Below are 22,635 nucleotides of genomic sequence, written 5' to 3'. Positions count from 1 at the left end.
CTCTCTGCTGTAGTGCCTTGGGATCATCGCCAACGGCGACCCAAGACCGATGCGCTCCGGGTAGCTCGGTCGGACTCCTTGAGTTCGGAGCCTTCTCTTCTGCGGAATTTTATTCCCACTTTGTGCTCGACCTGATCGTGGTGGCGGATGACCACTGTTGCCTCTACCAGGCAGTAGCGGTCATCCGCTTCAGCGATCGTATTCAGTCCCGGAGCCCGCCGGAGAAACACTGGGCACCCTTTGTGCGCGGATGCGTGCCAGCATGTTCCGACCCAGGCCACGACAAGGGTCGGTTGGCGAATCATGGCGCAGTCAATCCAAGTTTTGCGAGGCGCTTGTCGACTGCGTCAGACCGCCAAAGGTGGCTTTGCTCTTCTTCGCCTGGCACCCCGCCAGGCCCGCTCTTCACTTTCTTCAGTCCAGTGACTGCCACTGTATTCCGACCATAAAAAATCGGGTTGCAGCGTCTTGACGCTCCCCTGTGACAGGCTTATACAAAGGGCGTGGTTCGCTGTCGTTGACGGCCCAGCCCAGGTAGCTTGAACCTTCAAGGCTACGCCACGTTTGTGGTGGTTTACCCAAGTGCGATCAGCATTCGGAAGCTCGCGCGGTTACCGCTTCAGCGGTGATGAATGCCCACTACCCCATGCCTGCGGATCACCACCGCAGACGTTCCTCAGTTGCACCGTTATTCCGCCAGACGCATCGTTCTGATCATCATTGGCTTGCCGATGACGAGTCGTTCATTGCTCGCTTTCACCTTACCCACCCTGACGGGGGCTCACTTCCCCGTCAGGGGCTGTGCGTCGCCGTTTTCCCTTGAAACAGGAGAATCACCATGGCCCACACCAACCAATCCCAAGAAGCGACCACATACTTCAACCTGCACACCGTCGGTATCGGCTATCTCAACCGTGTTCGTGAAGTACAAGTTCGCCGCGGCCAGCCGTTCATGGCCTGCGATATCGCAGCCCTGCACGGTGCCACCGATGCGGTCGAGTACACCCGCTTCGACTGCAAAGTCGCTGGGAGTGAAGCTGAACGCTTGATTCGTCTTTACATGGACACCGTCAACGCCGAGAAAAAGGTCTTGCTGTCGTTCCGTATCGGCGACCTGTGGATCGATCCGTTTCTCTACGAGAAAGGTGATAAACAAGGTCAACCGGGCGCCAGTCTGAAAGGTCGTTTGCTGTTCATCGACTGGATCAAGGTCAACGGCACGTTCGAGTACAAAGCGCCTGCCAGGCAGGAAGCAACAGCACCTGCTGAGCAAGCGCCAAACAGTGAGCCATCCCCACCGTCGGCTGATGCCGAAGCTGAGGAGATCGAAACCCCAACAGAGGCTCGGGTCGAACCTGAATCTCCATCCACTCCCCGCACGGCTCGCCGTGATGCCACCCGTACCGTTCAGTCCGTCTGAACAGTCCACGATGCTCCTCATCAAGGCGCTCCGTCGAGCGCCTTTTCTTCAATCAGCACAGGAGAACCTTATGGAGTCCTTCTGGCTTTGCGACGACTGCCTGTTCGCTACGGCTTACGAGGACTACAGCACGTTGTCGCTCTACTACACGACGATTGAAATCGAGAAACGCATCGCTGACATCCATCGTGGACTGGTTCAGTTAATGCCCATCAGTGCCGACTTCGATCCCGGAGCCGGTTGGGGAATAAGAGCCTTTTCCCCGTTGCCCTGCGACGGCTGTGGTTCACCCCTACGCGGTCAACGCCACCGATTCACTCGGCTGTAAACAGCGCGTCATCGGCTAATGCCCGCGACTCCATATCCACCTCGGGGACACCACTCCCCTCGGGCGTGTACCCCTGATTGTTCCCTTCGGAGGTACCACCATGAGCACCCAACTCACACTGATTGAAACCTCGGATTTCGAGGCTGATCGTATCGTCCAAGAAAACCATGTGATCGACGAAGCGCTGCATATTCTGGATCGTCGGCTGTTCGCCCGCGGCCCTATCCTGACATCGCCTAACACCGTGGCCTCATACCTAAAACTGCATCTTGTGCAACAAGAGCATGAAGTCTTCGGTGTGATCTTTCTCGATTCCAAGCACCGGGTGCTGGCGTTCGAAGTCCTCTTTCACGGCAGCATTGATGGCGCCAGCGTTTACCCCCGCCAAGTCGTTAAGCGTTCCCTCACGCATAACGCTGCGGCCGCCATTTTTGTTCACAACCACCCCTCAGGGTGTACGGAACCCAGCCAGGCGGATCGCGTCTTGACCGCACGGTTGAAAGAGGCCTTGGCCTTGATCGAAGTGCGCGTACTGGATCACTTCATCGTGGGTGAAGGTCGTCCTCTCTCCCTTGCCGAACACGGCTGGCTTTAACCCTTATAGGCGTCTTCGGGCGCCTTGTTCATTTTCACTCTGGAGCTCCTCTCATGAACCCCACACTCCAAGCCCCAATCCTGCTGGCAGCCTCAAACCCATTTGCTCGCGGTTACGACAACCTGCATATCGAACGGCTGCTACTGATCACCTACGAAAACGACTGCCCTCCCTGCTTTCGACCCGTGCACGACTCACAAGCCCATCTGCCCGACGATGAGCTGCAACTGTTCCCCTGCCTGTTCAATGACGATTTCGCCTTGATCAGCGAAGGCCAATCTATCCCAGATGAGTTGGATGAACGCTGCCCGTCCACCGGGCTGGTGCGCCAAGTGATCTATGCCGTGATTGGCGAAATGCTCAACGAGCGGCATCACGTCGGCGACCTGTACTCCCTGGAAGAAGCCCAAGCCATGGTCCGTCGCTTGCGCTTCGAAACGGGACACTACAGTCGAGCCTGGGAAATCAGCACCTCACACCTTCCCGAAGAAGCGATGCTTTATCTAGAAGAGTGGGTCAGTCACTCCGCACCGAGGCAAACCGGCCTCTTGTTCGAGCTGTTCACGTTGTCGGATTGCTGTGGCATCGGTTGCAAACTGATCGGCACGCCATGGACCGACGATAACCTGGTGAAGATTGAGGGCCGTCCTTACTCATCGCTAAGGCAAGAGCAACTCGATGCCGGTACGCCAGTAGCGTTGATCGAGGTGCTGTACCTCGCGGCATTGGCCGATGCGCGATTGTTGATCTTCGACCCCGACGCTACCGTCTTGAATGGGCTTGCCATTTTCGATGAGTAGCAACCTGTTCAGCGTTAACATGACCCACCTTGAATCAATTTTCTCACTGAATCGCTCCTACCCCTCATGTCAGGTTCTGCACTGAATCTGACATGAGGTTTTTTCCATGGAGCGTTTTTTCACGCCTGTCTGCCTGCTGGGTTTGTTGAGCGCCTGCACCGCGCAAATCCCCAACCCAGTGCCGATCCATCCAGCGATCGACAGTGGAACCAATCGGGTACAGTTCTCGAAGCGTACAGCCGAAGAACATCATCCGGCAGAACTTCGCTATGGCCGCTATACGCTGGTCAGCACCGAGCCCACCACGGCACAACGCGATCTTCTCGCCCAAATCATCGACGTGAGCATACCGTCCAACCTGAATCCTTCGGTACAGGAGGCGATGCACTTCGTGCTGCAGCGCTCAGGTTATTCGCTCTGCCCTGCTGCCGACCCAGTGAAGGTACTTTTTACCCGGTCTCTACCCGCAGCCCATTACCGGCTCGGCCCGATCTCTTTGCGCAGCGCGCTACAAGTGCTGGCTGGCCCCGCCTGGCAACTCACGACCGATGAAGTCAGCCGTTCGGTCTGCTTCGAACAGCAGAAAACGGAGGCCGGCGTCGCGCTGATCACACCCGTCTCGCCCCATCAGTTGGAGGCACGGCCATGAAAACCTCAACGTTTCAAACCCTTATTGTCGGGCTGCTTTGCCTGGCAATTGCCGGCCTGAGTGGTGGTTTGTATAACCAGTATCAACGCGTGGCCGAACTGCAGAGCACGAACACGCAATACCGACAAACGCTGGACATCCTGCAACGTGATTCAAAAGCCCTCAAGGACGCCCAGGAGAAGCTGCAGTACGCGCTGAAAGACTTGAAGCAGATGGTCGATAGCGGTGAGCAACAGGCCAATACCCTCGATCCGATGTTGGATCAATGGGCGCAAGAGATACAGGAACTGCGTGATGGTTTGGCAGCCCGCGCCACCGCGGCAGACCTGACTGAGCTACGTGCACGCCTTGAACAGGTCGAGCAGCAGCTCCTGGACATCAGGACAAAGCCATCCTCTCCACCACCGACGCGTTCCGCGACCAAGCAGAAACAGAAGGCTCGCCCCAAGCCCCCCTCGCTCTCGCCACCGTTCTCAGTGTTGGGTCTCGAGTCCCGCGGGGGTGAGCGCTTTCTGGCGGTCGCACCTCCTGACAGTCGCTCTCTCAGAGATGTTCGGCTGCTGCATTGCGGCGAGCAGCTCGGGGACTGGCACCTGAAAGTGCTGGAGCCGAACTCAGCCATCTTCGCGGTGGCCGCTCAGCCAGACCAGACTGTGCACCTCCCTTGAGAAGCGATCATGAACAGAGCGCTACTACCCACCATTGTCTGTCTCGCTTCGCTACTGGCCATAGGCGCTGCAATGGGTAACCCCTTCACGACACAGTCACAGATCCAAGACACGCAGTCCGCTCCGCTGGGGCGCTCTGACTCTGAACAGGCTGCAAGATGGGGTCTGACGGAGCAGGAGTGGACGCGCTTCGAACAGATCCAAGCCGGCCCGCGCGGTTTCTGGAGTCCGAACCTCGATCCATTGACCGCACTCGGGGTCGAAGCCCAGACCGACCAAGAGCGCCAGCGCTATGCCGAATTACAGGTAGCGCTGGAAGCCAAACGCGCCGAGCGCGAATTGGCCTACCAAAACACTTACACCGCGGCCTGGGCCAAGCTGTTTCCCAGGCTGCTGCCGATCCAGGGCATGGCATCCACTGCCACCTCATCAGCCGTACCGAGCCAGGCCCTGTTTGTGGAGGACCACTGCCCAGCGTGCACCGCCGAAGCGCAACGTCTGCAAAGCAGTGATACAGCGTTCGATATCTACCTGGTGGGTAGCCAAGGCGATGATGAACGCGTCCGCAGCTGGGCTCGGCAAGCAGATATCGATCCGGCCAAGGTTCAACGCCGGCAGATCACCCTGAACCATGACCGTGGTCGCTGGTTCAGCCTGGGTGCCCCGGGGCCGTTGCCTGCCACATTTCAACAGGTGAATGGACAATGGCAACGCCTCGACTAAGTGGTATTGCGCTTATGTTGGCGATGCTGTCGGCTCAGGCCGAGGAGCTTCCGCCTCCAGCCTACCAATTGGCGGCGCATGACGCCGACATCCCTTCTACGGTGCTGTTCGCGATTGCCCTGCAGGAGAGTGGTACCCGCGTCCGGGATCGACTGCTGCCCTGGCCCTGGACTTTGAACATCGCCGGAACCCCCTACCGCTTCGCCACTCGCCAGGTCGCCTGTCACGCCTTACTTCAGGCACTCGCTCGACATGACGCCAAGCAGGTCGATGTTGGACTCGGGCAAACCAACCTGGGTTATCACGGACAACGTTTTTCCAGCGCCTGCGAAGCCCTGGACCCCTACCGAAATCTCGCCGTAACCGCCGCGCTGCTGCAGGAGCATCACGCTGCCACCGGTGATTGGGTGTTGGCTGCCGGGCGCTATCACCGTCCGGCAGGAGGCGCGCCGGCCGCACGCTACCGTGCTGGCTTTTCCCAGAGACTCGAACAGCTGCTGATTTCCTTTGAACAAGGCACACCACCATGAAGCGAATCGCCATTGCCTGTTATTGCATCCTGCTCTTAGCACCTTTCGCCCAGCCGGGGCTGACCGTTGCCGGGGATCAGCCTAGCGACTTCACCCGACCCTATTTTCAAGTTTCCAGGCCGCCAATAAACAACAAGATCCAGCCTGATCGGGCCATGCATGCTGACCTGTTCACGTCTGCCGATGAAGCCTGGATACTGCCCGTTCGTAGCTCTCACTTGAGCCCAGGCCAGATCACATCTCGCACCCTGAACATGCCGGGTTTGCAGCCATTTTTCCTGGTCGGTGAGGATCCTCACTCACTGGCTTGGTTGCGTCTACGCGCGGCTAAACTGCAGGAAATGGGCGCGGCCGGCATCGCCGTCGAAGTGGCTGATACTGAAGCCCTGGCCCGAATTCGAGCAGCCGCTCCGGGCATCACCATCCTGCCGGTCAACGGCAACGACATCGCCACCCGCCTTCAGATTGAGCACTACCCCGTATTGATCACTGCCACCTCAATGGAACAGTGAGTCCAGGTCATGGCCGAGCATGCGATGGAGTCCAAGCTCCGGCCAGCGGTGGAGCTGTACACCGTAGCGACCTGCATCGCCGCCGCGGTGTTGTGCGTGTATTCGCCCTGGGCGGTGGCCCTGTCATCCGAGATCAGTCTGGTTACAGCGCTGGCCTATGCCCTGTTCGGCCTTATCCGGCTGCGACAAGCCTGGGAGGTGCTGCGCTATCGGCGCAATATCCGTCGGCTGCCCCGCTACGAGCTGACCAGTCGGCAGATTCCGGTCAGCCGCAAGCGTCTATTCATGGGTCGCGGCTTTCGCTGGACCCGCCTGCACACCCAGCGCTTGGTCGAGGCCCAGGATCCGGCGGTCGCCCACTATGTCGGCCAACCGACCCGCTATCGTCTGGCACGCGGACTCGAACGGCGCCTGGAGCATGCACCGTTTCCACTCTCGATACTGGCCCGTGTCACGGCCTGGGACAGTGCCTTCAATCCGTTGCGGCCTTTGCCCCCAGTCGGTGGCTCGCCGCTATTGCATGGGGTCGAGCCCGATGAAACGGAAGTCAGTCTGCCGCTGGGCGAACGGGTCGGACACACGCTGGTGCTCGGCACTACCCGTGTCGGCAAGACCCGGCTCGCCGAGGTGTACATCACCCAGGACATTCATCGCGTCGAACATGAGGTGGTCATCGTCTTCGATCCGAAGGGCGACGCCGACTTGCTCAAACGGATGTACGTCGAAGCCAAGCGGGCCGGTCGTGATAAGGAGTTTTATGTTTTCCATCTAGGCTGGCCGGAGATCTCCGCTCGATACAATGCGGTGGGACGCTTCGGGCGCATCTCGGAAGTGGCGTCACGCATCGCCGGGCAGCTCAGCGGCGAAGGTAACTCCGCGGCCTTTCGCGAGTTTGCCTGGCGTTTCGTCAACATCATCGCCCGCGCCCTGATCGAGCTGGGCCGACGTCCGGACTACCTGCAGATCCAACGGCATGTGGTCAACATCGACGCACTGTTCATCGAGTACGCCCAGCAGTTTTTCGCCAAGACCGACCCGAAGGCGTGGGAGGTGATCGTTCAGCTTGAAGGCAAGCTCACCGAGAAGAACATCCCCCGGCATATGATCGGGCGCGAAAAGCGTGTGGTGGCCATCGAGCAGTACCTGGCGGTGAAGCGGGTATTTGATCCGGTAATGGACGGACTGCGTTCGGCGGTACGATATGACCGTACTTACTTCGACAAAATCGTTGCCTCGCTACTGCCGCTGCTGGAGAAACTCACCACCGGCAAGACCGCCCAGTTACTGGCTCCCAACTACACCGATTTAGATGACCCGCGGCCAATCTTCGACTGGATGCAGATCATTCGCAAACGCGGCATCGTCTACGTCGGTCTGGATGCGCTGACCGACGCCGAGGTGGCCGCCGCTGTGGGCAACTCCATGTTCGCCGACTTGGTCTCGGTAGCGGGCCACATCTACAAACACGGCATTGACCATGGGCTCCCCCCATCGGGCAGCGGCAGTGACAAGCTGCCGATTAACCTGCACGCCGATGAGTTCAACGAGTTGATGGGTGATGAATTTATCCCGCTGATCAATAAGGGCGGTGGTGCCGGTATCCAGGTAACCGCCTACACCCAGACCCTCAGCGATATCGAAGCGCGCATTGGGAACCGCGCCAAGGCAGGCCAGGTCATTGGCAACTTCAATACCTTACAGATGCTCCGTGTGCGCGAAACCGCCACCGCGGAGCTGCTCACCCAGCAGTTGCCCAAGGTCAATGTGCTGACCAAAACCCTGGTGTCGGGTGCCACCGACACCTCTGATCCAGAAGCCAACACGGACTTCACTTCGTCCTCGCAGGATCGCGTCAGCAGCACCAGTGTGCCGCTAATCGAGCCAGCGCATATCGTCAGTTTGCCCAAGGGACAAATGTTCTCCTTCCAGGCCGGTGGCCAGCTCTGGAAAGTCCGCATGCCATTGCCAAAACCCTCCAACGACGATGCCATGCCCAAGGACCTGCTGGACCTCACCCAGCGGATGCGGGCGGCCTACAACGAGCAGGCAGGGCAATGGTGGAGCGCAAGCGGTGGCGGCCCAACAATTAACTTTGATCTGGATCAGGTGGGGTAGCCCTACCCTGACCTAGGTTTCGACTCAGCAGAAAAACGATCCAAAAGGCGTAGTGCCCACCTCAACACAACGGAGTGAACTATGGCGATTTCCGCCCAGAACACGCCACCACAGCCGATCCAGCGTCCGGGATTGATCATCTCGGCGATCAGCCTGGTCCTGCGTATCATCGGTTTGTTGATCGCCTCGTTGCTGTTCTCGATACTCATCGAGTTCGCTGGCCTGCTGCTGTTTTGGGGTGATCAGGGCTGGCGGCATAGTCAGGCCATGCTTACCAGCGAATTGGACTGGCTGAGTGAGCACTTCAAATCTTCACTCATCATCCAACAGCCCGGGCAAACGATTGTCCAGTGGCTAGATTTCCTCAATCAGTGGTTGTTGGTCAAGACCGGCTTTGCGGGTTTTGCCCAGCAGGCGCGGGTGTCGAGCAAGGGCAACGGCTTCTGGAGCTGGATCAACCAGCTCTACGTGAGCATTGAGGATTTCGTGCTGGCGGCGGTATATGTGACCTTTACCTTCATGGTACGCATGACCATTCTGATCCTAGCCACCCCCTTATTTCTGCTGGCCATGTTCACTGGTTTCGTCGATGGCTTGATGCGCCGCGACCTGCGCAAGTTTGGAGCTGGGCGAGAAAGTAGTTTTGTTTATCACCGCGCTAAACGAGCAGTGATACCTCTGCTGATCGTGCCTTGGATCATTTACCTGTCCTTGCCCTTTTCGCTCAATCCCATGGCCGTTTTTTTGCCTAGTGCGGTGGTGCTCGGAGTAACGACATCTATCACCGCGGCGACGTTTAAAAAATACATCTGATAGAACGTATTGCTGGCGTGTTAAACCATTCCGGTTAATTTAGCCAACACCGCGACGATGTAACCGCCAATGATAGACAAACCAACAATACCCCACGGCCGCTGCCACCAATCACTGCTAGGAGATGGCGGCATTGATTGCTGGTAAAAATTGATTTGACCGATCTGGTTTGCGTTGACTTGGATTGCCACCCCATTCTGCATCAAGCTGCGCCACTGGGCTTCCTCAAGACGTTCGAGCTGGACCTGAACACGCCCCTTGAGATGTTTAGCAGAAAGGAGCAATTGCTTTCCAACAATCATCACACCCAGCAAACCGAGAAACAGCAAATTGCCATAGCTGAGTGGGTTTTCCTGGCTGAGGGTAGGCGCGTTGTTCCATACAAAACCGATGTAGGGCGATGTAACTTGGTAAATGTCGGCTACTAGGTTTTGCATCAGCCCACCCAAATGCCCAAAAATCTTTGTGCCAGCAAGCATCTCTGCTTGTTGGTGTAGAAAAATCAAGGATGAAACCAAATAAAATAACGCCCCCAGGACCATCAAGGAGAACCCTGCTCCCTGACGTATACGGTAGCGTTGAATCGCTTGTTGAATGTTCATTCCCTGCACCCGCTCTTCGTTAGCTGATTTCGTCCGCGCCCGCTCTGCAGCCACTAACAATGTTGCTAACGGCATCAAATGTTAACGGCTCCTAGTCGTTTTTCTTGAGAATCGAAACAGTACTTACAACCCAGTCGCATGATTTCACTGCGCGCCATAGCCCCGGTGCTACGCACAAGCTCGCTACACGGTCAGGGACTGCGACAGAAACAAAATGACGCGGCGTATTTCGCATTTCTTACTGCTGAGCCTAGCCGTTAGTTGAATGCTGGCCCCATCACCAAATGGGCTATACACATGCCAACGATATTTTGCCGAATCTGCTCTCTGTTCGTATTGTTGACGTTCCACGGGGGCAGCTATGCCGCCTCTGCTCATGAGCAGGAACAGCTCAGCCTAATCCAACAGCAACTCGACACTATCGAACGAATTACGACGCGAGCTGAGACAGTCAGTACGGCTGAACCAAACGAACGCTATCGCTTCGACTATCCCCGACTGACCCAGGACATTCAGCGCATCCGTCACGGAGTGCAGGGCTACCTGTCCCCTTCCCGCGCTCAACCCCGCGATCCCAATGAACTGATCGGTGATTACCGCCTGGACACTCCGCCCGCGGAGTCCACGCCATGAGCATGACTGACGCTCAGACCGCAGCTTTCCAAAACGCCTCCGGCTTCTCGGCACAGAACAGTTCGACGCTGTGGCTGTCCCTGGTTCTGGTCCTGACTTTGCTTTGGTGTGCCTGGGTGATGTGGACGGCCTACCGGGGTTGGGCGACAGGCAGTGTGCGCTTTGGAGCCTTCGGCGGCAGTGCCGCGCGCGTCTTGCTCGCCCTACTCGTCCTGATGTTCTTCACCCTGTCCTAACCCAGGAGATCGCCTCCATGCTCAAGTGCCTTGTCCCCCTAAGAAACAACCTGCGTGATCGTGCCAGTCAACGTCTAATCGGATTGTTGTTGGTGCTCGGTCCAGGCTTCGCATTTGCCGAACTCCCCACCATGGAAGCGCCTTCACGTGGTGAAGGCTCCGGGTTGATCGAAACGATCAAAAACTACGCCTACGACGGCGGGATACTGCTCGGTCTGCTAATCGCCCTGCTCGCGTTTCTCGGCGTGGCCTGGCATTCACTGACCGTCTACGCCGACGTACAAAACCAGCGCAAAACCTGGAAAGACCTCGGCGCCGTAGTCGGCATCGGAGCCTTACTGGTGGTGATCATCATCTGGTTCCTGACCAAGGCTGCCGCGATTCTGTGAGGTTGCTATGAACGACGCTATCGAACGCCTTGTCGACGGCACCTTGGTCTTTCTGCCAGAGCGACTCAATCGCGATCCTGCCGTATTGCGCGGTTTAACCAATGATGAGATGTGGCTAGCGCTCGGCACCGGCGCTGTCATTGGCCTGCTACTGGGCGTTCCTCTGGCGATCGCCACCGCCTCCATTGCCGTGGCGCCGACCAGCATGATTGCAGGCATGGCGCTGGTGCTATTTGCCGGTGGCACGCTACTGCGCCGGGCCAAACGGGCTCGGCCCGAGACCTGGTTGTACCGCAAGCTCGAATGGGTACTGGCCAGCCGTTGGCGCCTGGGTCGCGGCAGTTTGATCCTGCATTCTGGCGTCTGGACGGTTCGTCGTTCGCGTCGACTGCGTCCTGCCCTGTTCCGGTGGCAGCCATGAGTCGATTTCGGAACAAGGTGGATGCCCAACAGGCCCATATCTTCAGCCTGCGTCAGGCGGTAGTTACCCTCGCCTTGGTCTGCGCCGGTCTCTGGTATGGCTGGTGCTCGGCACCGACCGATCTGACCGTGCATGTCCCCCCGGATCTGCGCTCGGGCAGCACGCGCAAGTGGTGGGATATCCCCTCAGAGAATGTCTATGCCTTCGCCCTGTACATCTTTGGTCAACTCAACCGCTGGCCCTCCGATGGCGAGCAGGATTATCGCCGCGCCATCTATGGCTTGCAGTCCTACCTGACACCCGCCTGCAAGGCCTTCCTCGACGGCGACTACGAGTACCGCAGGGCTGCTGGCGAACTACGTCAGCGGGTGCGTGGCGTCTACGAAATTCTGGGCCGAGGCTACAGCGAAGATCCGGAACTCAGGGTCAAGCAACTCGACCGCGACAGCTGGTTGGTCAAGCTCGACCTCAATGCCGATGAGTATTACTCCGCCGAACCGGTGAAGCGGGTAGTGGTGCGTTATCCATTACGCGTGGTGCGTTTTGATCTGGACCCCGAACGCAATAAGTGGGGGCTGGCACTGGATTGTTATCAGGGCACTCCGCAAAAAATCTCCCTCCCTGGAGGTGAGCCATGAAGCGGATTTCTACCCTAGGACTCACCGTCGCACTGATGCTATGGGGAGCTGCAGCGGGGGCCGTCGAACTGATGCACTGGGAACGCCTCCCCCTCGCGGTCCCATTGGTGATCAATCAAGAGCGGGTGGTCTTTGTCGACGAGGCTTTTCGCGTTGGCGTACCCTCAACTCTGACAGGCAAGCTGCGCGTGCAATCTACCGGCGGCACGCTGTACCTGCGCGCGTCAGAAGCCATTGCACCTACCCGATTACAACTGCAATCGGTCGCGACGGGCGAGATCATCCTGCTGGATATCGCGGCCACGCCTGGTGATCAACCGCTGGAGCCCGTGCGTATCCTTAAGAACCCTCAGGCGCAGTCTGCCGAGGCTGAATCGAGCACCGTCCCTGTTCCAGAACGTACACCGATCCCGGTCGCTTTGACGCGCTACGCCGCGCAAAACCTGTACGCGCCGCTACGCACCGTGGAATCCCTGCCTGGAGTACGCCGCGTCCCGCTCAAGCTGCGCACCGAACTGCCGACCCTGCTGCCGACCGAAAACGTGTCCAGCACACCCATCGCCGCCTGGCGACTCGGTGATTACTGGGTGACGGCAGTGAAGTTGCGCAATCGTGGTTCAGCGACGGTGCAACTCGATCCGCGTCAGCTTCAGGCCAAGCTGTTCGCCGCAACCTTTCAGCATGCTTTCCTCGGGCCTGCCGGCAGTGCTGAAGACACCACCATTGCCTACCTCGTCACCCGCGGTGCCGGCCTCGAGCAAGCCGTGCTACTCCCGCCCGTTGCGCGAGGTGCTGACGATGAAAGCTAACGCCTTGCTCAAATGGCTAGTACCGGCTGCGCTGCTGGCCGTAGTGATTATTATCCTGAAAAGCTGGGTCGTGGGTGGTAGCACGCCCTCTTCAGAGCACCCTGTTGACCACGGCAACCTTCAGTTATCCGCCGAGCAAGCCAAGTCGCTTGGCATTGCGGGCGATACCCCACGCGACACCGTCGCCACCCTGGTCGGCCAGGTGAAGGCGATGCGCAGCGACATGCTCGGTTTGAAGAAACACAACGATTCACTGCAGACCGAGAACAACCGCCTGCGCGAACGGGAAAACAGTGTCGACTCGCGTATCCAGACCGCGCTGGGCAGTGTGACTCAGCAGGTCGACGAAGGCCGCCGACAAGCCAACGAGGCCCGGCTCAAAGCGGAACAAGACAGTCGTCAGGCTCGCGGTCTGCTGACGCAATTGCAGGATCAGTTGTCGGGGCTGACCGGTAAAGGCAAGGACATGCCAATCGGCTTGGGGCTTGAGCCGGGTGACGGTGCTCAGTTCGAAGGGCAGCATTCTGCTAATGATGCGCTGCAGTGGATTGAACCCTCGGATGCTCCGTCCACCGACGCCCGAGGCAAAACCAAGACCTTCTCCGCATTGAGTCTGCCTACCGCCTTCAACTCACTGGAAGGCTTGAACGATAACGCTGTCGATCGTAGCCAGAAACAGTTACGTGCACTTACCAAGGCTGAGCGCGACCTGACGCGATCCGTTGATCGTACCGAAGGCGCGAAGCCGGTCTACACCATTCCCGAAAACGCCACACTGATGGGCTCGGTCGCGATGACCGCGCTGATCGGCCGCGTCCCGGTGGACGGCACCGTGAATGATCCCTACCCCTTCAAGGTGCTGGTCGGCCCGGAGAACCTGACGGCCAACGGCATCGACCTGCCGGACGTCGCGGGTGCCGTGATGAGCGGCACGGCGTCCGGTGACTGGACCCTGTCTTGCGTGCGCGGACAGGTCGAGTCGATCACCTTTGTGTTTACCAATGGCACCATCCGCACGGTGCCTCAGCCGAAGGCGGTGGCCAGCCGCAATGCTTCCACCACCCAGAGCTCAAACACCGACAAGATCCGTGGCGGACTCGGTTACCTGTCCGATCCGTATGGTATTCCTTGCATTGCCGGCGAGCGCCGCTCGAACGCTCAGCAATACCTCGGTAGCCAGAGCCTGATCACTGCGGCCGGCGCCGGTGTCGCCGCCTTGCTCGGGGATGAGCAAAACAACAGCAGCGTGATCAGTTCGGGCGGCAGTACCCTCGGGGTCACCAGCAGCACGGGCAACAGCGCGCTGAACTCAATCCTCAGTGGTGGGGTCAGCGATATCCGGGAGTGGATCAACAAGCTGTATGGCGAGGCCTTTGCTGCCGTGTACGTGCCACCGGCCGCCCAAGTCGCACTGCACCTCGACCATGAGATCACCATCGATTACGAGCCCAAGGGCCGGAGCGTTCGCCATGAAAAAGACCATGCCTCCCTGCCTGACCTGGATTAGCGTGCTGTGCTGGGTCCTAGCGGGGTGTTCTACCGACAAGGACACGCTTTTGCCCCATGGCGAGCAAACCATGCTGGACATCTGGAACGGCGCCGGTTCGCAAGGCACTCAGCAGCAACTGCTGGAGGCTCGGCAGCAGTTACGCCGTCCGCTGGCCCAGCCAGATTTCTCCGTTGCTCTCCAGGAACCGTACACGCGCACAGCGGTGAACGAGATCCACAACTTGTTCCTTCGCCTGCCCAATCCCGATCTGGTGCTGTACGTGTATCCGCATTTGAGTGGTACCGAGCAGGCACCGGTCCCGGGCTACTCGACCGTCTTTCCGTTCTACCAACGTGTGCAGTACGCATTACCTGGTGAACGTCAGGAAGACTTGTAGTGCGTACCGGCGATTCGGGCAACCGCCCCCCCGCATGGAAAGCCTGGCGCAACTCATTACGCCCTCGCGCCACCTTGGCCGATGAAGCCGCACTCTATGCGCATAACCCCAGCTTCACTGATCACCTACCGTGGGTCGAGTACCTCGATACCGAGCAGTGTTTTCTGCTCGATGACGATCGTTCGGTGGGGGCGGTGTTCGAGTTGCTGCCCATCGGCACCGAAGGGCGCGAACCCGATTGGCTGATGGCGGCCCGCGATGCCCTTGAGGATGCCCTGCAGGACAGCTTTGACGAGCTGGATCAAGCGCCTTGGGTGGCGCAGTTTTTCTGCCAGGACGACAACGACTTCACCCCCTACCTGACCCGGCTCACCGATTATATTCAGGACAGCGCGCGAGGCACGGTCTTCACCGAAGCGTACCTGGAACTGACTCGCCGACATCTAAAGGCCATCGCCAAGCCGGGCGGTCTGTTTGAGGATAAGGTGGTGACGCGCCTGCCCTGGCGTGGCAATAACCGACGGGTGCGCCTGGTGATCTATCGCTGGCTTGAGTCTGGCGCTGAGGAGGCAGGACTCACCCCGGTGCAATCCCTGCAACAGACTTGCGAACGTATCGCGGCTTCGTTGCAGGCGTGCGGGGTGCAATCGACGCGAGTCGATGGCCGCGGTTTGTATGCCTGGTTGTTGCCCTGGTTCAATCCAGCGCCGAAGCTCACCGATGAAGCGCCCGAGGATTTCTACCGCCGCGTGGCCTATCCGGAGTTGGGCGACGGTGAATCGCTGGAAATGCCCTTCGATCATGACTTCGCCGAGCGGCTGTTCTTCAATGAGCCGCGTTCGGATGTCCAACGCGGACTCTGGTACTTCGACAGCCAACCCCATCAGGTCATGGTGGTGGACAAGCTGCGCCGGGCACCGTCGATTGGTCAACTCACCGGCGAAACCCACAAAGGCGATGCGGTGAACGCCCTGTTCGACCAGTTACCTGAAGGAACGGTGATGAGTCTGACCCTGGTGATCAAGCCGCAGGATGTACTTGAGGATCAGTTGAACCGCCTGGCCCGCAAAGCCATCGGTGAAAACCTGGCCTCGACCCAGACTCGTCAGGATGTCGAAGAGGCTCGCGCGATCATCGGCCGCCAGCACAAGCTGTACCGAGGAACCCTGGCGTTCTACGTACACGGTCACGATGAACAGCAATTGCACCAGCGCTCGGCCAGCCTTGCCAACGCGCTGTTGGGCGCGGGGCTGCAACCGGTACGTGAAGGCGATGAGGTCGCCGCCTGCAACAGCTACCTGCGTTGGTTGCCGATGGCTTACAACCCGGCCCGCGACACGCGTAAATGGTACACCCGCCTGATGTTCGCCCAGCACCTGGCGAACCTGGTTCCAGTCTGGGGCCGCAGCACCGGCACCGGCCACCCGGGCATCACCCTGTTCAACCGCGGCGGCTCGCCATTGAGCTTCGACCCATTGTCACGCCTGGATCGGGCCATGAACGGTCATCTGCTGTTGTTCGGCCCCACCGGTGCCGGCAAATCGGCGACCCTGGTCACCCTATTGATGCAGGTCATGGCCGTGTACCGCCCTCGCCTGTTTATCGTCGAGGCCGGCAACTCATTCGGTTTGCAGGGCGACTACTTCGCGACACAGGGCTTGTCGGTCAACAAGGTCCAATTGAAGCCTGGCGCCTCGGTCAGTCTCGCCCCCTTTGCCGATTCCTACCGTCTAGTCGAGCAGCCAGATCAGGTGGCGAGTCTTTCCGTTGATGAGTGGGACGATGAAGCGGTAGCCAGTCACGAGGACCAGCGCGACGTGCTCGGCGAACTGGAAATCACCGCCCGGTTGATGATCACCGGCGGCGAGGCCAAGGAAGAAGCCCGCTTGAGTCGAGCCGATCGCAGTCTGATCCGCGAGTGCATTCTGGATGCGGCACAGACGTGTGTCGCGGTGGGTCGGCAGGTACTGACCCGAGACGTGCGCGACGCCTTGCTGCGCGTCGCCGCTGACCCGCACTTGCCGGAAAAGCGTCGCGAGCGTGCCCAGGAAATGGGCGAGTCCATCGACCTGTTTTGCCAGGGTTTCGAGGGTGAACTGTTCGATCGCGAGGGCACGCCTTGGCCCGAGAGCGATGTGACCATTGTCGATCTCGCCACTTACGCTCGCGAAGGCTACGAGGCGCAGATGTCCATCAGCTACATCAGCCTGATGAACACCGTGAACAACCTCGCCGAACGCGACCAGTACCTGGGGCGGCCGATCATCATGGTCACCGACGAGGGCCATATCATCACCAAGAACCCGCTGCTGGCGCCATTCGTGGTCAAGGGCACGAAGATGTGGCGCAAGCTCGGTGCCTGGTTCTGGCTCGCCACACAGAACCTTGCCGACTTCCCCACGGCCGCGCAGACCATGCTCAACATGATCGAATGGTGGATTTGTTTGAACATGCCGCCCGCGGAAATCGAAGAAATCGCACGGTTCAAGAAACTCACGCCGGCACAGAAAGCCTTGTTGCTCTCCGCCAGCAAGGAACCGGGCAAATACACCGAGGGGGTCGTGCTGTCGATAAAACTCGAAACGCTGTTTCGAGCCGTGCCGCCCAGCCTTTACCTCGCCCTGGCCATGACGGAGCCCGAGGAAAAAGCCGAGCGCTGGACACTGATGCAGAACAACGGCTGCTCAGAGTTGGACGCGGCTTACCGGGTAGCTGAGCGGATCGATAGAGCGCGAGGAATAGAACCAACATAAAAATAGCTATTCAGGTATGGCGCGCCCAGAGAGTGAGCTGCGAAATTGCATCGCCCGCGCGGAGCTACTTTAAATCAAGATTATTTCTGTCAGTTTCAACACCACTTTCTATTGTTAATGATGCGACCCTGGCTGCGACCTTGCTTTAGCAGCCTTTTTCACTTCCGACTCCAAACTGTTTATCAGATAACTCAAATCATGCTTCGATATACGTTTCGGTCTGACCATACGCTCTGGATCATTAATGCGTGCTTTTGTTTTATCCGAAAGCGCACTATCTAGACAATTGGCAAAGTCCATTTCATCGTCGAATATAGCTTCTACTTTTTGAGCCTCATCATGAATCACAAGTGCCCTCAGAGGACAGCTCTTAATTGCTTTTAACAATCCATCATCAAGCGTAGTTACAACAGGAATCATGAACTGATTGCCCTTTTTTTCTGTCATAAGCGTTTCGCAATGTCGAAACATATAGAGGTCCCACGCAAGCGCGGAAATCCTGTCATTCGAATCTCCGTTTGGGTTCCGCAACGCGGGCTCGTCAAAGATGGGCATTCTACTTTGCTTATCAACGAATCCGCTCAGAGCCTTCCATCCAAAATAAAGCTCTTTTAGGGGCATGAGGTCAAAATTATCAAGACAGAAATCCACCAGGCAGCGAATACCGTCATCCACGCCTTGGCCATTCCAGCACTCCAGCATCGCGCGTAACATTATTGACTGCATCATGTCTCGCCGCTGGATACAGGCCCATGCCTCCCCATTGGTCAAGAATGCATCCCACATTTCCTCGGCTGCTGGTATGTAGTCCTTAATCTGTTCGGCATGCCCTTTCAGCGCCCTATCCCTAACCTCGGGGAGCTGCATCATGGCATCAAACATCTTTGCTGCTGCAACCTTCTGGTACGGCCATGGATTATTAGGCTTTACAACTTCACGTAGGTTTTCCAGTGTCGCAAACGTCCAATCAAAACCACGCCCGCTTTGATCTTCAATGAACTGCAAGGTCGCCCTCACCTTTTCGCGGTGTTTCGATTTTTCACGACGAAAAAAACCAGGTAACTCAGTAAGAAAATTTGTATCGAGTAGTGAGAAAAATGGAAACTCCAAGGGGGCACTACCGTCCCTCATCTGCCTCTCGATAGCATCGGAAAATGCAAAAATGCCCTTTCCCGCAAACAGAGGAGCCACAGGCACATTTGGATTATCTGACCTGCCCAGAGCCTGCAATGGAACCCCTCCCTCATCGCTCGCGAACAACACACGAATGCCCGAGAACGCTTCACGATCAGAAGCGACGATGTCTGCGAGAGAATCACCTGGTGAGCGAAGTAAAATGGCAGTCTTCACACGTAGCATCTTTTTCATTTCTTGACGCAGATCGAGTTTGTTTACCATCGTGATGTGCCCTCTTAAAGATATGCTGATGCGGTTGCCAACTCAGAAAATGAGAGCGGTCGGTGGGTTGCTGCCACATATCTGGGTTCCGTTGCGCAACCTGATGCCCGCTCGCTTTCGTCGAGAGCCGCGCGAGTTGCAGAGCAAACATCGGAAAAAGCGCTGCACCTAAAAACCACAAGTGACTCAGGACTGTAACCTGCTGGTCTGTGCCAATGCGATAGGCCAGGCTAAATGCAAACGTGTGATCAAGTTGATACAGGTATCCGTGTGTCGCGCTGAAGCCGCTGCTGAATCCTCAACAGGAATCCGGCTTCAAAAGCATCTTGGCAGTCACCGGCAGGAAGGGTCTTGCGTATTTGCGCCAGCTCCCACCACAGTGGTATTTCGCCGCTCGTATCGAGCCAAGCCTGAGCGCATTGCACGCCACGTTCGATCATTGGGGCAAATTCGCTGCCCCAAGGTGTCAGAAGACTTGGGCAACCATCCGCCGCAGGAATTGAGATGTAGTTTTCGTCCATACACACCCTAGATTTCTGATTTATTGTTAAACGCAGAGTCCCGCCTCGAAAATCTTAACGACACCAAATGAACGCTCGATAACAGGTATGAGCATCAAATGGCCTAGATCAACACCAATGTAGACTATATCCCGTGGATTGAGAGTCCCTCAAGGCGCAATTTGCGCGCATGACTCAAGACTACGAACAACTGCGCCTGCAACTGGCGGAGAACATCCGCTTGATACGGCGCGTGAAGAACCTTACCCAAGAGCAGTTGGCGCTCATGGCCGAGGTGGATCGTACCTATGTCAGTCAAATCGAACGAGGGGTAGGCAACCCGTCGCTATTGGTCCTGTGCAAACTCGCCAATATTTTTGAGATCACCGCGGATCAGCTACTCATCGAGCCTGACGCCCTTCGCCGTGTGCTGGACATCGAGTAGCCATTTCATCGTCCTGTAAATCCTTGTAAACCGACAACCCCACGTTCGGCTTTATCACTGACACCCCCCTCTTACGTCATTGAACCTGTCCAGGCCATTCATCTAGAGCCTGGATCATGTCTGTTTCCTGCCTGTCAATTGCGCCCCAGAATCTACGGCCTTTGGCGCTGAGCATCCTGCTGGCGTGCGGGCCGAGCATGGCGCTGGATACCGGCAGCATCACGTCCTCTGTATTGTCGCCAAATTGCCTTGCATACAGGGTCGTCGGCATCTGTTTCTGGCTCCTCTGCACGCCCTTCGGCTGCACAGTCAAAACCTCGACTAAGGTTCGCCATTTCATTCCTGAGCTGGTGGTCTCGAGCTACGCCACCACCGGCAATACCCCCTGGACCGAGATGGCCACACTCTCCTCTCCCATCAGCGGTGCGGAAGGTGGTGGCAACCTGATCACGCCGAACACCCACCGCGACAACCTGCCCCGCTTCAAGAACGTCGATGGCATTGGCCACCCCGGTGGCTGGATCGCCACGCAACTGGCTTCGCAATCCGGCTATGCCTGCGCCAGCGGTGCAACTGCATTCATGCCTTACTACCTGAGTACTCTGGACTCACTGGCCTGGCGCCACGGCACCCCGGAAAGTTTCTACCCCGAGTCGCTCATGCCGGGGATCCGTGAAGTTGGTAGTCAGTCCTCGGGAAACATGTGGGGCAACGTCTATCCCCGCCAAGGCTTTTTGGTACAGCCCGACGACTTCAAGGCGGCCGCGGTCATGGCACAACGGGCCGGCGATGTGATTAGCCGTAACGGACAGCCGCATGTGTATGTACCGCTCACACCCACCCCACGCGACGGCTACTGGCCACCGGGACCGATCGTTGAAAACGACGCTTCGACCCACAAATGGCAATTGCTTTACCCCCAGGTTCAGTCCACGTGCACGATCTTCCCCAGCGATCCAGTACAGAGCGCGGATGGCGGCTACGCCTGGTCGCTGTGGCGGCCCTATAGCTGCTGCAAACGTGAGGGACAGACCTTTCTGTTCAGTATCGACTTCGAGGGTGGTGCGTCATGAGCCGGTTTATCACCCGATCATGGTTGGACGTGATGAGTCTGTCATTCTGCGGACTGCTCGCCGTGGCCACGCATGCCCACGCCGCCGAAGGCGATTACCGCCTGGGCACTCAAGGCGAAGTACTCGACGACCGAGTGATGTACACCATTGGTGGCGGCTCGGCAGTCGGCTCACCGAGTTCGCTCTACCGACCCAGTGGTCTCGGTGTCGGCGGGTCATGGCGAGCGAACATGATGTGCGGAAACATGAGCCTCACCAACACCCTGCAAAACCAACTGAACGGCGTCACCGAAGGTTTCCAGCAGATCATGGGCAGCATCGTGCAGAACGCGACCCAAGCGGTGATGTCGCTGCCGGCGTTGATCATCCAGCGCGCCAACCCAGGCCTCTATGAGTTGCTCAGTAACGGGGTGATGCAGGGGCGCATCGACTTCGACCGCTCCAAGCTGACCTGCCAGGCCATGGCCGAAAAGATGGCGGATAAGGTCGGTCAAGCCGGTTGGGGCGCGCTGGCCAAAAACCAGGAGATGCAGGGCAATCTGGAGCAAATCGGCGGTGATGCGGTGGCCGCGGTGAAAAATACCGAGACCCATAACGGCAACAATGGCGTGTCCTGGGTCGGCGGTTGGAAGGCCGGAGGTAACGGACAGACGCCCATTCGAGTGACCGCCGACGTGGTGCGCGCGGGCTATAACCTGCTGCATAACCGTACGGTGGATGACAGTGCCTCGATCAGTAGCAGTGACTGCTTAGGCGGGGCTATTTGCCAGACATGGACCTCGCCCCGAGAGGAATCCGAATGGGCTGTTCGCGTGTTGGGCGAGAGCGAAGTCGCGACCTGCGACACCTGCGAAACCTTGCGTGCTACCGCGGGCAGCGGATTGACACCGCTGATTCAGGAGGCCTACAGCGAACGCCTCAAGGCCCTGCAAGGGTTGCTATCCGGCTCACTGCCGCCTACCCCTGACAACCTAGCTAAAGCCTCCAGCCCGATGCTGCCGGTGACCCGTGGTGTGATCGAAGCCCTACGTGACGACCCCGACCAGGATCTGCTGGCGCGACGCCTAGCCAGCGAGACGGCCTTGTCCAGCGTACTCGACAAAGCACTGCTGCTATTGCGTACTCTGCTGGCAGGCAGTCACGAGCCGAACATCGCCTCCGCCGAGCCGGCCCAGACAGCTTTGACGAAAAATATCGACGCCCTGGAGCGCGAGATACGCCTGCTACAAACCGAGCTGCAGGTCCGGCAGATGCTCGCCACCAATACCGCCAGCTTGGTGCTCGATCGGCATGCCGGTGGTGCCGATGCTTCGCGTACCGTCGAGCAAGGCGACCCCGAGCCCGGTCGACTCAATGATGCTGACGCCAGGCGCAAGTGAGCCATGAAACGCTCACTGCTACTCACTTTGCTTTCGAGTCTGGGGATTGCCGCGGTGATGGTCCTGACCGCCGCACTGGTCGCCTGGATCGGCCGCACTGCGCTGGGCAGCTTCGAGGCCTGGCAGCAGGCATTCGAATCCGTACGGCCCTATCTGCGGTGGTGGCGTGCCCTGCTCTACGGAGCCCTCTTAGCGCTCTGGTGGGATCTGCTTCGCCGCTACCGACATCGACCACAGGATCGACTGTGCGTGAAACGCATCGGGACATTAGGGCTCGTGCTCTTTACCTGCGTCGAACTCACCCGACTGTGAGGTCACCA

General features: G+C 58.3%; 27 protein-coding genes. 24 read left to right on the top strand and 3 right to left on the bottom strand.

Annotation, left to right across the window (positions count from 1 at the left end):
* Window positions 1–838: 838 nt before the first annotated feature.
* The 11 genes from L6D81_RS07960 (at window position 839) to L6D81_RS07910 (ending at window position 9,153) form a co-directional block, all read left to right on the top strand.
* Window positions 839–1,420 (top strand): STY4534 family ICE replication protein, encoded by a 582-nt coding sequence (locus L6D81_RS07960; RefSeq protein WP_236178607.1) that lies wholly within the window; start codon window positions 839–841, stop codon window positions 1,418–1,420.
* Window positions 1,421–1,490: 70 nt separating this feature from the next.
* Entirely contained in the window at window positions 1,491–1,748 is a 258-nt protein-coding gene (locus L6D81_RS07955) for a hypothetical protein (protein WP_236178606.1), read from the top strand.
* 100 nt (window positions 1,749–1,848) lie between these two features.
* Window positions 1,849–2,343: a RadC family protein gene (radC, locus tag L6D81_RS07950; protein ID WP_236178605.1), complete on the top strand. Its 495-nt coding sequence runs from the start codon at window positions 1,849–1,851 to the stop codon at window positions 2,341–2,343.
* A 53-nt stretch (window positions 2,344–2,396) separates the two neighbouring features.
* Window positions 2,397–3,143, top strand: coding sequence for a DUF5983 family protein (locus tag L6D81_RS07945; protein ID WP_236178604.1), 747 nt, complete (start codon window positions 2,397–2,399; stop codon window positions 3,141–3,143).
* A 106-nt stretch (window positions 3,144–3,249) separates the two neighbouring features.
* Window positions 3,250–3,792: a PFGI-1 class ICE element type IV pilus protein PilL2 gene (gene pilL2 / locus L6D81_RS07940; RefSeq protein ID WP_236178603.1), complete on the top strand. Its 543-nt coding sequence runs from the start codon at window positions 3,250–3,252 to the stop codon at window positions 3,790–3,792.
* Window positions 3,789–4,460: a chemotaxis protein gene (locus L6D81_RS07935; protein ID WP_236178602.1), complete on the top strand. Its 672-nt coding sequence runs from the start codon at window positions 3,789–3,791 to the stop codon at window positions 4,458–4,460. The genes pilL2 and L6D81_RS07935 overlap by 4 nt, the downstream gene beginning before the upstream one ends.
* A gap of 9 nt (window positions 4,461–4,469) precedes the next feature.
* Window positions 4,470–5,183, top strand: coding sequence for a TIGR03759 family integrating conjugative element protein (locus L6D81_RS07930; protein ID WP_236178601.1), 714 nt, complete (start codon window positions 4,470–4,472; stop codon window positions 5,181–5,183).
* Window positions 5,165–5,713 carry a lysozyme family protein gene (locus L6D81_RS07925; protein ID WP_236178600.1) on the top strand — a complete coding sequence of 183 codons (549 nt, stop codon included), beginning with the start codon at window positions 5,165–5,167 and terminating at the stop codon, window positions 5,711–5,713. The genes L6D81_RS07930 and L6D81_RS07925 overlap by 19 nt, the downstream gene beginning before the upstream one ends.
* On the top strand, window positions 5,710–6,225 hold the full coding sequence (locus tag L6D81_RS07920) for an integrating conjugative element protein (RefSeq protein ID WP_236178599.1): 516 nt from the start codon (window positions 5,710–5,712) through the stop codon (window positions 6,223–6,225). The genes L6D81_RS07925 and L6D81_RS07920 overlap by 4 nt, the downstream gene beginning before the upstream one ends.
* Window positions 6,226–6,234: 9 nt before the next feature.
* Window positions 6,235–8,340: a type IV conjugative transfer system coupling protein TraD gene (gene traD / locus L6D81_RS07915; protein ID WP_236178598.1), complete on the top strand. Its 2,106-nt coding sequence runs from the start codon at window positions 6,235–6,237 to the stop codon at window positions 8,338–8,340.
* Between the two features lie 81 nt (window positions 8,341–8,421).
* Window positions 8,422–9,153 (top strand): TIGR03747 family integrating conjugative element membrane protein, encoded by a 732-nt coding sequence (locus L6D81_RS07910; protein WP_236178597.1) that lies wholly within the window; start codon window positions 8,422–8,424, stop codon window positions 9,151–9,153.
* Between the two features lie 20 nt (window positions 9,154–9,173).
* Here L6D81_RS07910 and L6D81_RS07905 read toward each other — a convergent pair whose 3' ends face one another.
* Complete coding sequence (locus L6D81_RS07905) at window positions 9,174–9,830, bottom strand: hypothetical protein (RefSeq protein ID WP_236178732.1); 657 nt, start codon at window positions 9,828–9,830, stop codon at window positions 9,174–9,176.
* A gap of 222 nt (window positions 9,831–10,052) precedes the next feature.
* Here L6D81_RS07905 and L6D81_RS07900 point away from each other — a divergent pair, with 222 nt between their 5' ends.
* From L6D81_RS07900 to L6D81_RS07860, 9 genes are read left to right on the top strand one after another with little or no spacing between them, the layout of a single operon-like run.
* Entirely contained in the window at window positions 10,053–10,388 is a 336-nt protein-coding gene (locus tag L6D81_RS07900; protein WP_236178596.1) for an integrative conjugative element protein, RAQPRD family, read from the top strand.
* Window positions 10,385–10,624, top strand: a complete 240-nt coding sequence (locus tag L6D81_RS07895; protein ID WP_236178595.1) for a TIGR03758 family integrating conjugative element protein — start codon at window positions 10,385–10,387, stop codon at window positions 10,622–10,624. The genes L6D81_RS07900 and L6D81_RS07895 overlap by 4 nt, the downstream gene beginning before the upstream one ends.
* A 17-nt stretch (window positions 10,625–10,641) precedes the next feature.
* Window positions 10,642–11,013 carry a TIGR03745 family integrating conjugative element membrane protein gene (locus L6D81_RS07890; RefSeq protein ID WP_236178594.1) on the top strand — a complete coding sequence of 124 codons (372 nt, stop codon included), beginning with the start codon at window positions 10,642–10,644 and terminating at the stop codon, window positions 11,011–11,013.
* Window positions 11,014–11,020: 7 nt separating this feature from the next.
* Window positions 11,021–11,434: a TIGR03750 family conjugal transfer protein gene (locus tag L6D81_RS07885; RefSeq protein ID WP_236178593.1), complete on the top strand. Its 414-nt coding sequence runs from the start codon at window positions 11,021–11,023 to the stop codon at window positions 11,432–11,434.
* Window positions 11,431–12,072 carry a PFL_4703 family integrating conjugative element protein gene (locus tag L6D81_RS07880; RefSeq protein WP_236178592.1) on the top strand — a complete coding sequence of 214 codons (642 nt, stop codon included), beginning with the start codon at window positions 11,431–11,433 and terminating at the stop codon, window positions 12,070–12,072. The genes L6D81_RS07885 and L6D81_RS07880 overlap by 4 nt, the downstream gene beginning before the upstream one ends.
* Window positions 12,069–12,881: a TIGR03749 family integrating conjugative element protein gene (locus tag L6D81_RS07875; protein ID WP_236178591.1), complete on the top strand. Its 813-nt coding sequence runs from the start codon at window positions 12,069–12,071 to the stop codon at window positions 12,879–12,881. Before L6D81_RS07880 ends, L6D81_RS07875 begins: the two co-directional genes overlap by 4 nt.
* Entirely contained in the window at window positions 12,871–14,388 is a 1,518-nt protein-coding gene (locus L6D81_RS07870; RefSeq protein ID WP_236178590.1) for a TIGR03752 family integrating conjugative element protein, read from the top strand. Before L6D81_RS07875 ends, L6D81_RS07870 begins: the two co-directional genes overlap by 11 nt.
* Window positions 14,351–14,767, top strand: a complete 417-nt coding sequence (locus L6D81_RS07865) for a TIGR03751 family conjugal transfer lipoprotein (RefSeq protein WP_236178589.1) — start codon at window positions 14,351–14,353, stop codon at window positions 14,765–14,767. Before L6D81_RS07870 ends, L6D81_RS07865 begins: the two co-directional genes overlap by 38 nt.
* Window positions 14,767–17,520 carry a conjugative transfer ATPase gene (locus L6D81_RS07860; RefSeq protein WP_236178588.1) on the top strand — a complete coding sequence of 918 codons (2,754 nt, stop codon included), beginning with the start codon at window positions 14,767–14,769 and terminating at the stop codon, window positions 17,518–17,520. The genes L6D81_RS07865 and L6D81_RS07860 overlap by 1 nt, the downstream gene beginning before the upstream one ends.
* Window positions 17,521–17,634: 114 nt before the next feature.
* Here L6D81_RS07860 and L6D81_RS07855 read toward each other — a convergent pair whose 3' ends face one another.
* Both L6D81_RS07855 and L6D81_RS07850 read right to left on the bottom strand, forming a co-directional pair.
* Window positions 17,635–18,918 (bottom strand): hypothetical protein, encoded by a 1,284-nt coding sequence (locus L6D81_RS07855; protein WP_236178587.1) that lies wholly within the window; start codon window positions 18,916–18,918, stop codon window positions 17,635–17,637.
* A gap of 248 nt (window positions 18,919–19,166) precedes the next feature.
* Window positions 19,167–19,439: a LasR-specific antiactivator QslA gene (locus tag L6D81_RS07850; RefSeq protein WP_236178586.1), complete on the bottom strand. Its 273-nt coding sequence runs from the start codon at window positions 19,437–19,439 to the stop codon at window positions 19,167–19,169.
* A gap of 169 nt (window positions 19,440–19,608) precedes the next feature.
* Here L6D81_RS07850 and L6D81_RS07845 point away from each other — a divergent pair, with 169 nt between their 5' ends.
* The 4 genes from L6D81_RS07845 (at window position 19,609) to L6D81_RS07830 (ending at window position 22,627) form a co-directional block, all read left to right on the top strand.
* Complete coding sequence (locus L6D81_RS07845; protein WP_087092597.1) at window positions 19,609–19,863, top strand: helix-turn-helix domain-containing protein; 255 nt, start codon at window positions 19,609–19,611, stop codon at window positions 19,861–19,863.
* A 116-nt stretch (window positions 19,864–19,979) separates the two neighbouring features.
* Window positions 19,980–20,936, top strand: a complete 957-nt coding sequence (locus L6D81_RS07840; protein WP_236178585.1) for a TIGR03756 family integrating conjugative element protein — start codon at window positions 19,980–19,982, stop codon at window positions 20,934–20,936.
* A 32-nt stretch (window positions 20,937–20,968) separates the two neighbouring features.
* Complete coding sequence (locus tag L6D81_RS07835) at window positions 20,969–22,315, top strand: integrating conjugative element protein (protein ID WP_373874293.1); 1,347 nt, start codon at window positions 20,969–20,971, stop codon at window positions 22,313–22,315.
* A gap of 3 nt (window positions 22,316–22,318) precedes the next feature.
* A complete protein-coding gene (locus L6D81_RS07830) occupies window positions 22,319–22,627 on the top strand; it encodes a hypothetical protein (protein WP_236178583.1) in 309 nt (102 codons plus the stop codon).
* Window positions 22,628–22,635 lie beyond the last annotated feature (8 nt).

It is taken from the genome of Pseudomonas sputi, assembly GCF_021603585.1.
GTDB lineage: Bacteria > Pseudomonadota > Gammaproteobacteria > Pseudomonadales > Pseudomonadaceae > Aquipseudomonas > Aquipseudomonas sputi.
The sequence above is the reverse complement of the archived record's forward strand: the minus strand, read 5'-3'. Positions and strand labels throughout refer to the sequence as shown.

Bases quoted from the DNA above. Each gene is read 5' to 3' on its own strand.
- L6D81_RS07960 (WP_236178607.1), top strand. From the start codon at position 839: ATGGCCCACACCAACCAATCCCAAGAAGCGACCACATACTTCAACCTG.
- L6D81_RS07955 (WP_236178606.1), top strand. From the start codon at position 1,491: ATGGAGTCCTTCTGGCTTTGCGACGACTGCCTGTTCGCTACGGCTTAC.
- radC (WP_236178605.1), top strand. From the start codon at position 1,849: ATGAGCACCCAACTCACACTGATTGAAACCTCGGATTTCGAGGCTGAT.
- L6D81_RS07945 (WP_236178604.1), top strand. From the start codon at position 2,397: ATGAACCCCACACTCCAAGCCCCAATCCTGCTGGCAGCCTCAAACCCA.
- pilL2 (WP_236178603.1), top strand. From the start codon at position 3,250: ATGGAGCGTTTTTTCACGCCTGTCTGCCTGCTGGGTTTGTTGAGCGCC.
- L6D81_RS07935 (WP_236178602.1), top strand. From the start codon at position 3,789: ATGAAAACCTCAACGTTTCAAACCCTTATTGTCGGGCTGCTTTGCCTG.
- L6D81_RS07930 (WP_236178601.1), top strand. From the start codon at position 4,470: ATGAACAGAGCGCTACTACCCACCATTGTCTGTCTCGCTTCGCTACTG.
- L6D81_RS07925 (WP_236178600.1), top strand. From the start codon at position 5,165: ATGGCAACGCCTCGACTAAGTGGTATTGCGCTTATGTTGGCGATGCTG.
- L6D81_RS07920 (WP_236178599.1), top strand. From the start codon at position 5,710: ATGAAGCGAATCGCCATTGCCTGTTATTGCATCCTGCTCTTAGCACCT.
- traD (WP_236178598.1), top strand. From the start codon at position 6,235: ATGGCCGAGCATGCGATGGAGTCCAAGCTCCGGCCAGCGGTGGAGCTG.
- L6D81_RS07910 (WP_236178597.1), top strand. From the start codon at position 8,422: ATGGCGATTTCCGCCCAGAACACGCCACCACAGCCGATCCAGCGTCCG.
- L6D81_RS07905 (WP_236178732.1), bottom strand. From the start codon at position 9,830: ATGCCGTTAGCAACATTGTTAGTGGCTGCAGAGCGGGCGCGGACGAAA.
- L6D81_RS07900 (WP_236178596.1), top strand. From the start codon at position 10,053: ATGCCAACGATATTTTGCCGAATCTGCTCTCTGTTCGTATTGTTGACG.
- L6D81_RS07895 (WP_236178595.1), top strand. From the start codon at position 10,385: ATGAGCATGACTGACGCTCAGACCGCAGCTTTCCAAAACGCCTCCGGC.
- L6D81_RS07890 (WP_236178594.1), top strand. From the start codon at position 10,642: ATGCTCAAGTGCCTTGTCCCCCTAAGAAACAACCTGCGTGATCGTGCC.
- L6D81_RS07885 (WP_236178593.1), top strand. From the start codon at position 11,021: ATGAACGACGCTATCGAACGCCTTGTCGACGGCACCTTGGTCTTTCTG.
- L6D81_RS07880 (WP_236178592.1), top strand. From the start codon at position 11,431: ATGAGTCGATTTCGGAACAAGGTGGATGCCCAACAGGCCCATATCTTC.
- L6D81_RS07875 (WP_236178591.1), top strand. From the start codon at position 12,069: ATGAAGCGGATTTCTACCCTAGGACTCACCGTCGCACTGATGCTATGG.
- L6D81_RS07870 (WP_236178590.1), top strand. From the start codon at position 12,871: ATGAAAGCTAACGCCTTGCTCAAATGGCTAGTACCGGCTGCGCTGCTG.
- L6D81_RS07865 (WP_236178589.1), top strand. From the start codon at position 14,351: ATGAAAAAGACCATGCCTCCCTGCCTGACCTGGATTAGCGTGCTGTGC.
- L6D81_RS07855 (WP_236178587.1), bottom strand. From the start codon at position 18,918: ATGGTAAACAAACTCGATCTGCGTCAAGAAATGAAAAAGATGCTACGT.
- L6D81_RS07850 (WP_236178586.1), bottom strand. From the start codon at position 19,439: ATGGACGAAAACTACATCTCAATTCCTGCGGCGGATGGTTGCCCAAGT.
- L6D81_RS07845 (WP_087092597.1), top strand. From the start codon at position 19,609: ATGACTCAAGACTACGAACAACTGCGCCTGCAACTGGCGGAGAACATC.
- L6D81_RS07840 (WP_236178585.1), top strand. From the start codon at position 19,980: ATGTCTGTTTCCTGCCTGTCAATTGCGCCCCAGAATCTACGGCCTTTG.
- L6D81_RS07835 (WP_373874293.1), top strand. From the start codon at position 20,969: ATGAGTCTGTCATTCTGCGGACTGCTCGCCGTGGCCACGCATGCCCAC.
- L6D81_RS07830 (WP_236178583.1), top strand. From the start codon at position 22,319: ATGAAACGCTCACTGCTACTCACTTTGCTTTCGAGTCTGGGGATTGCC.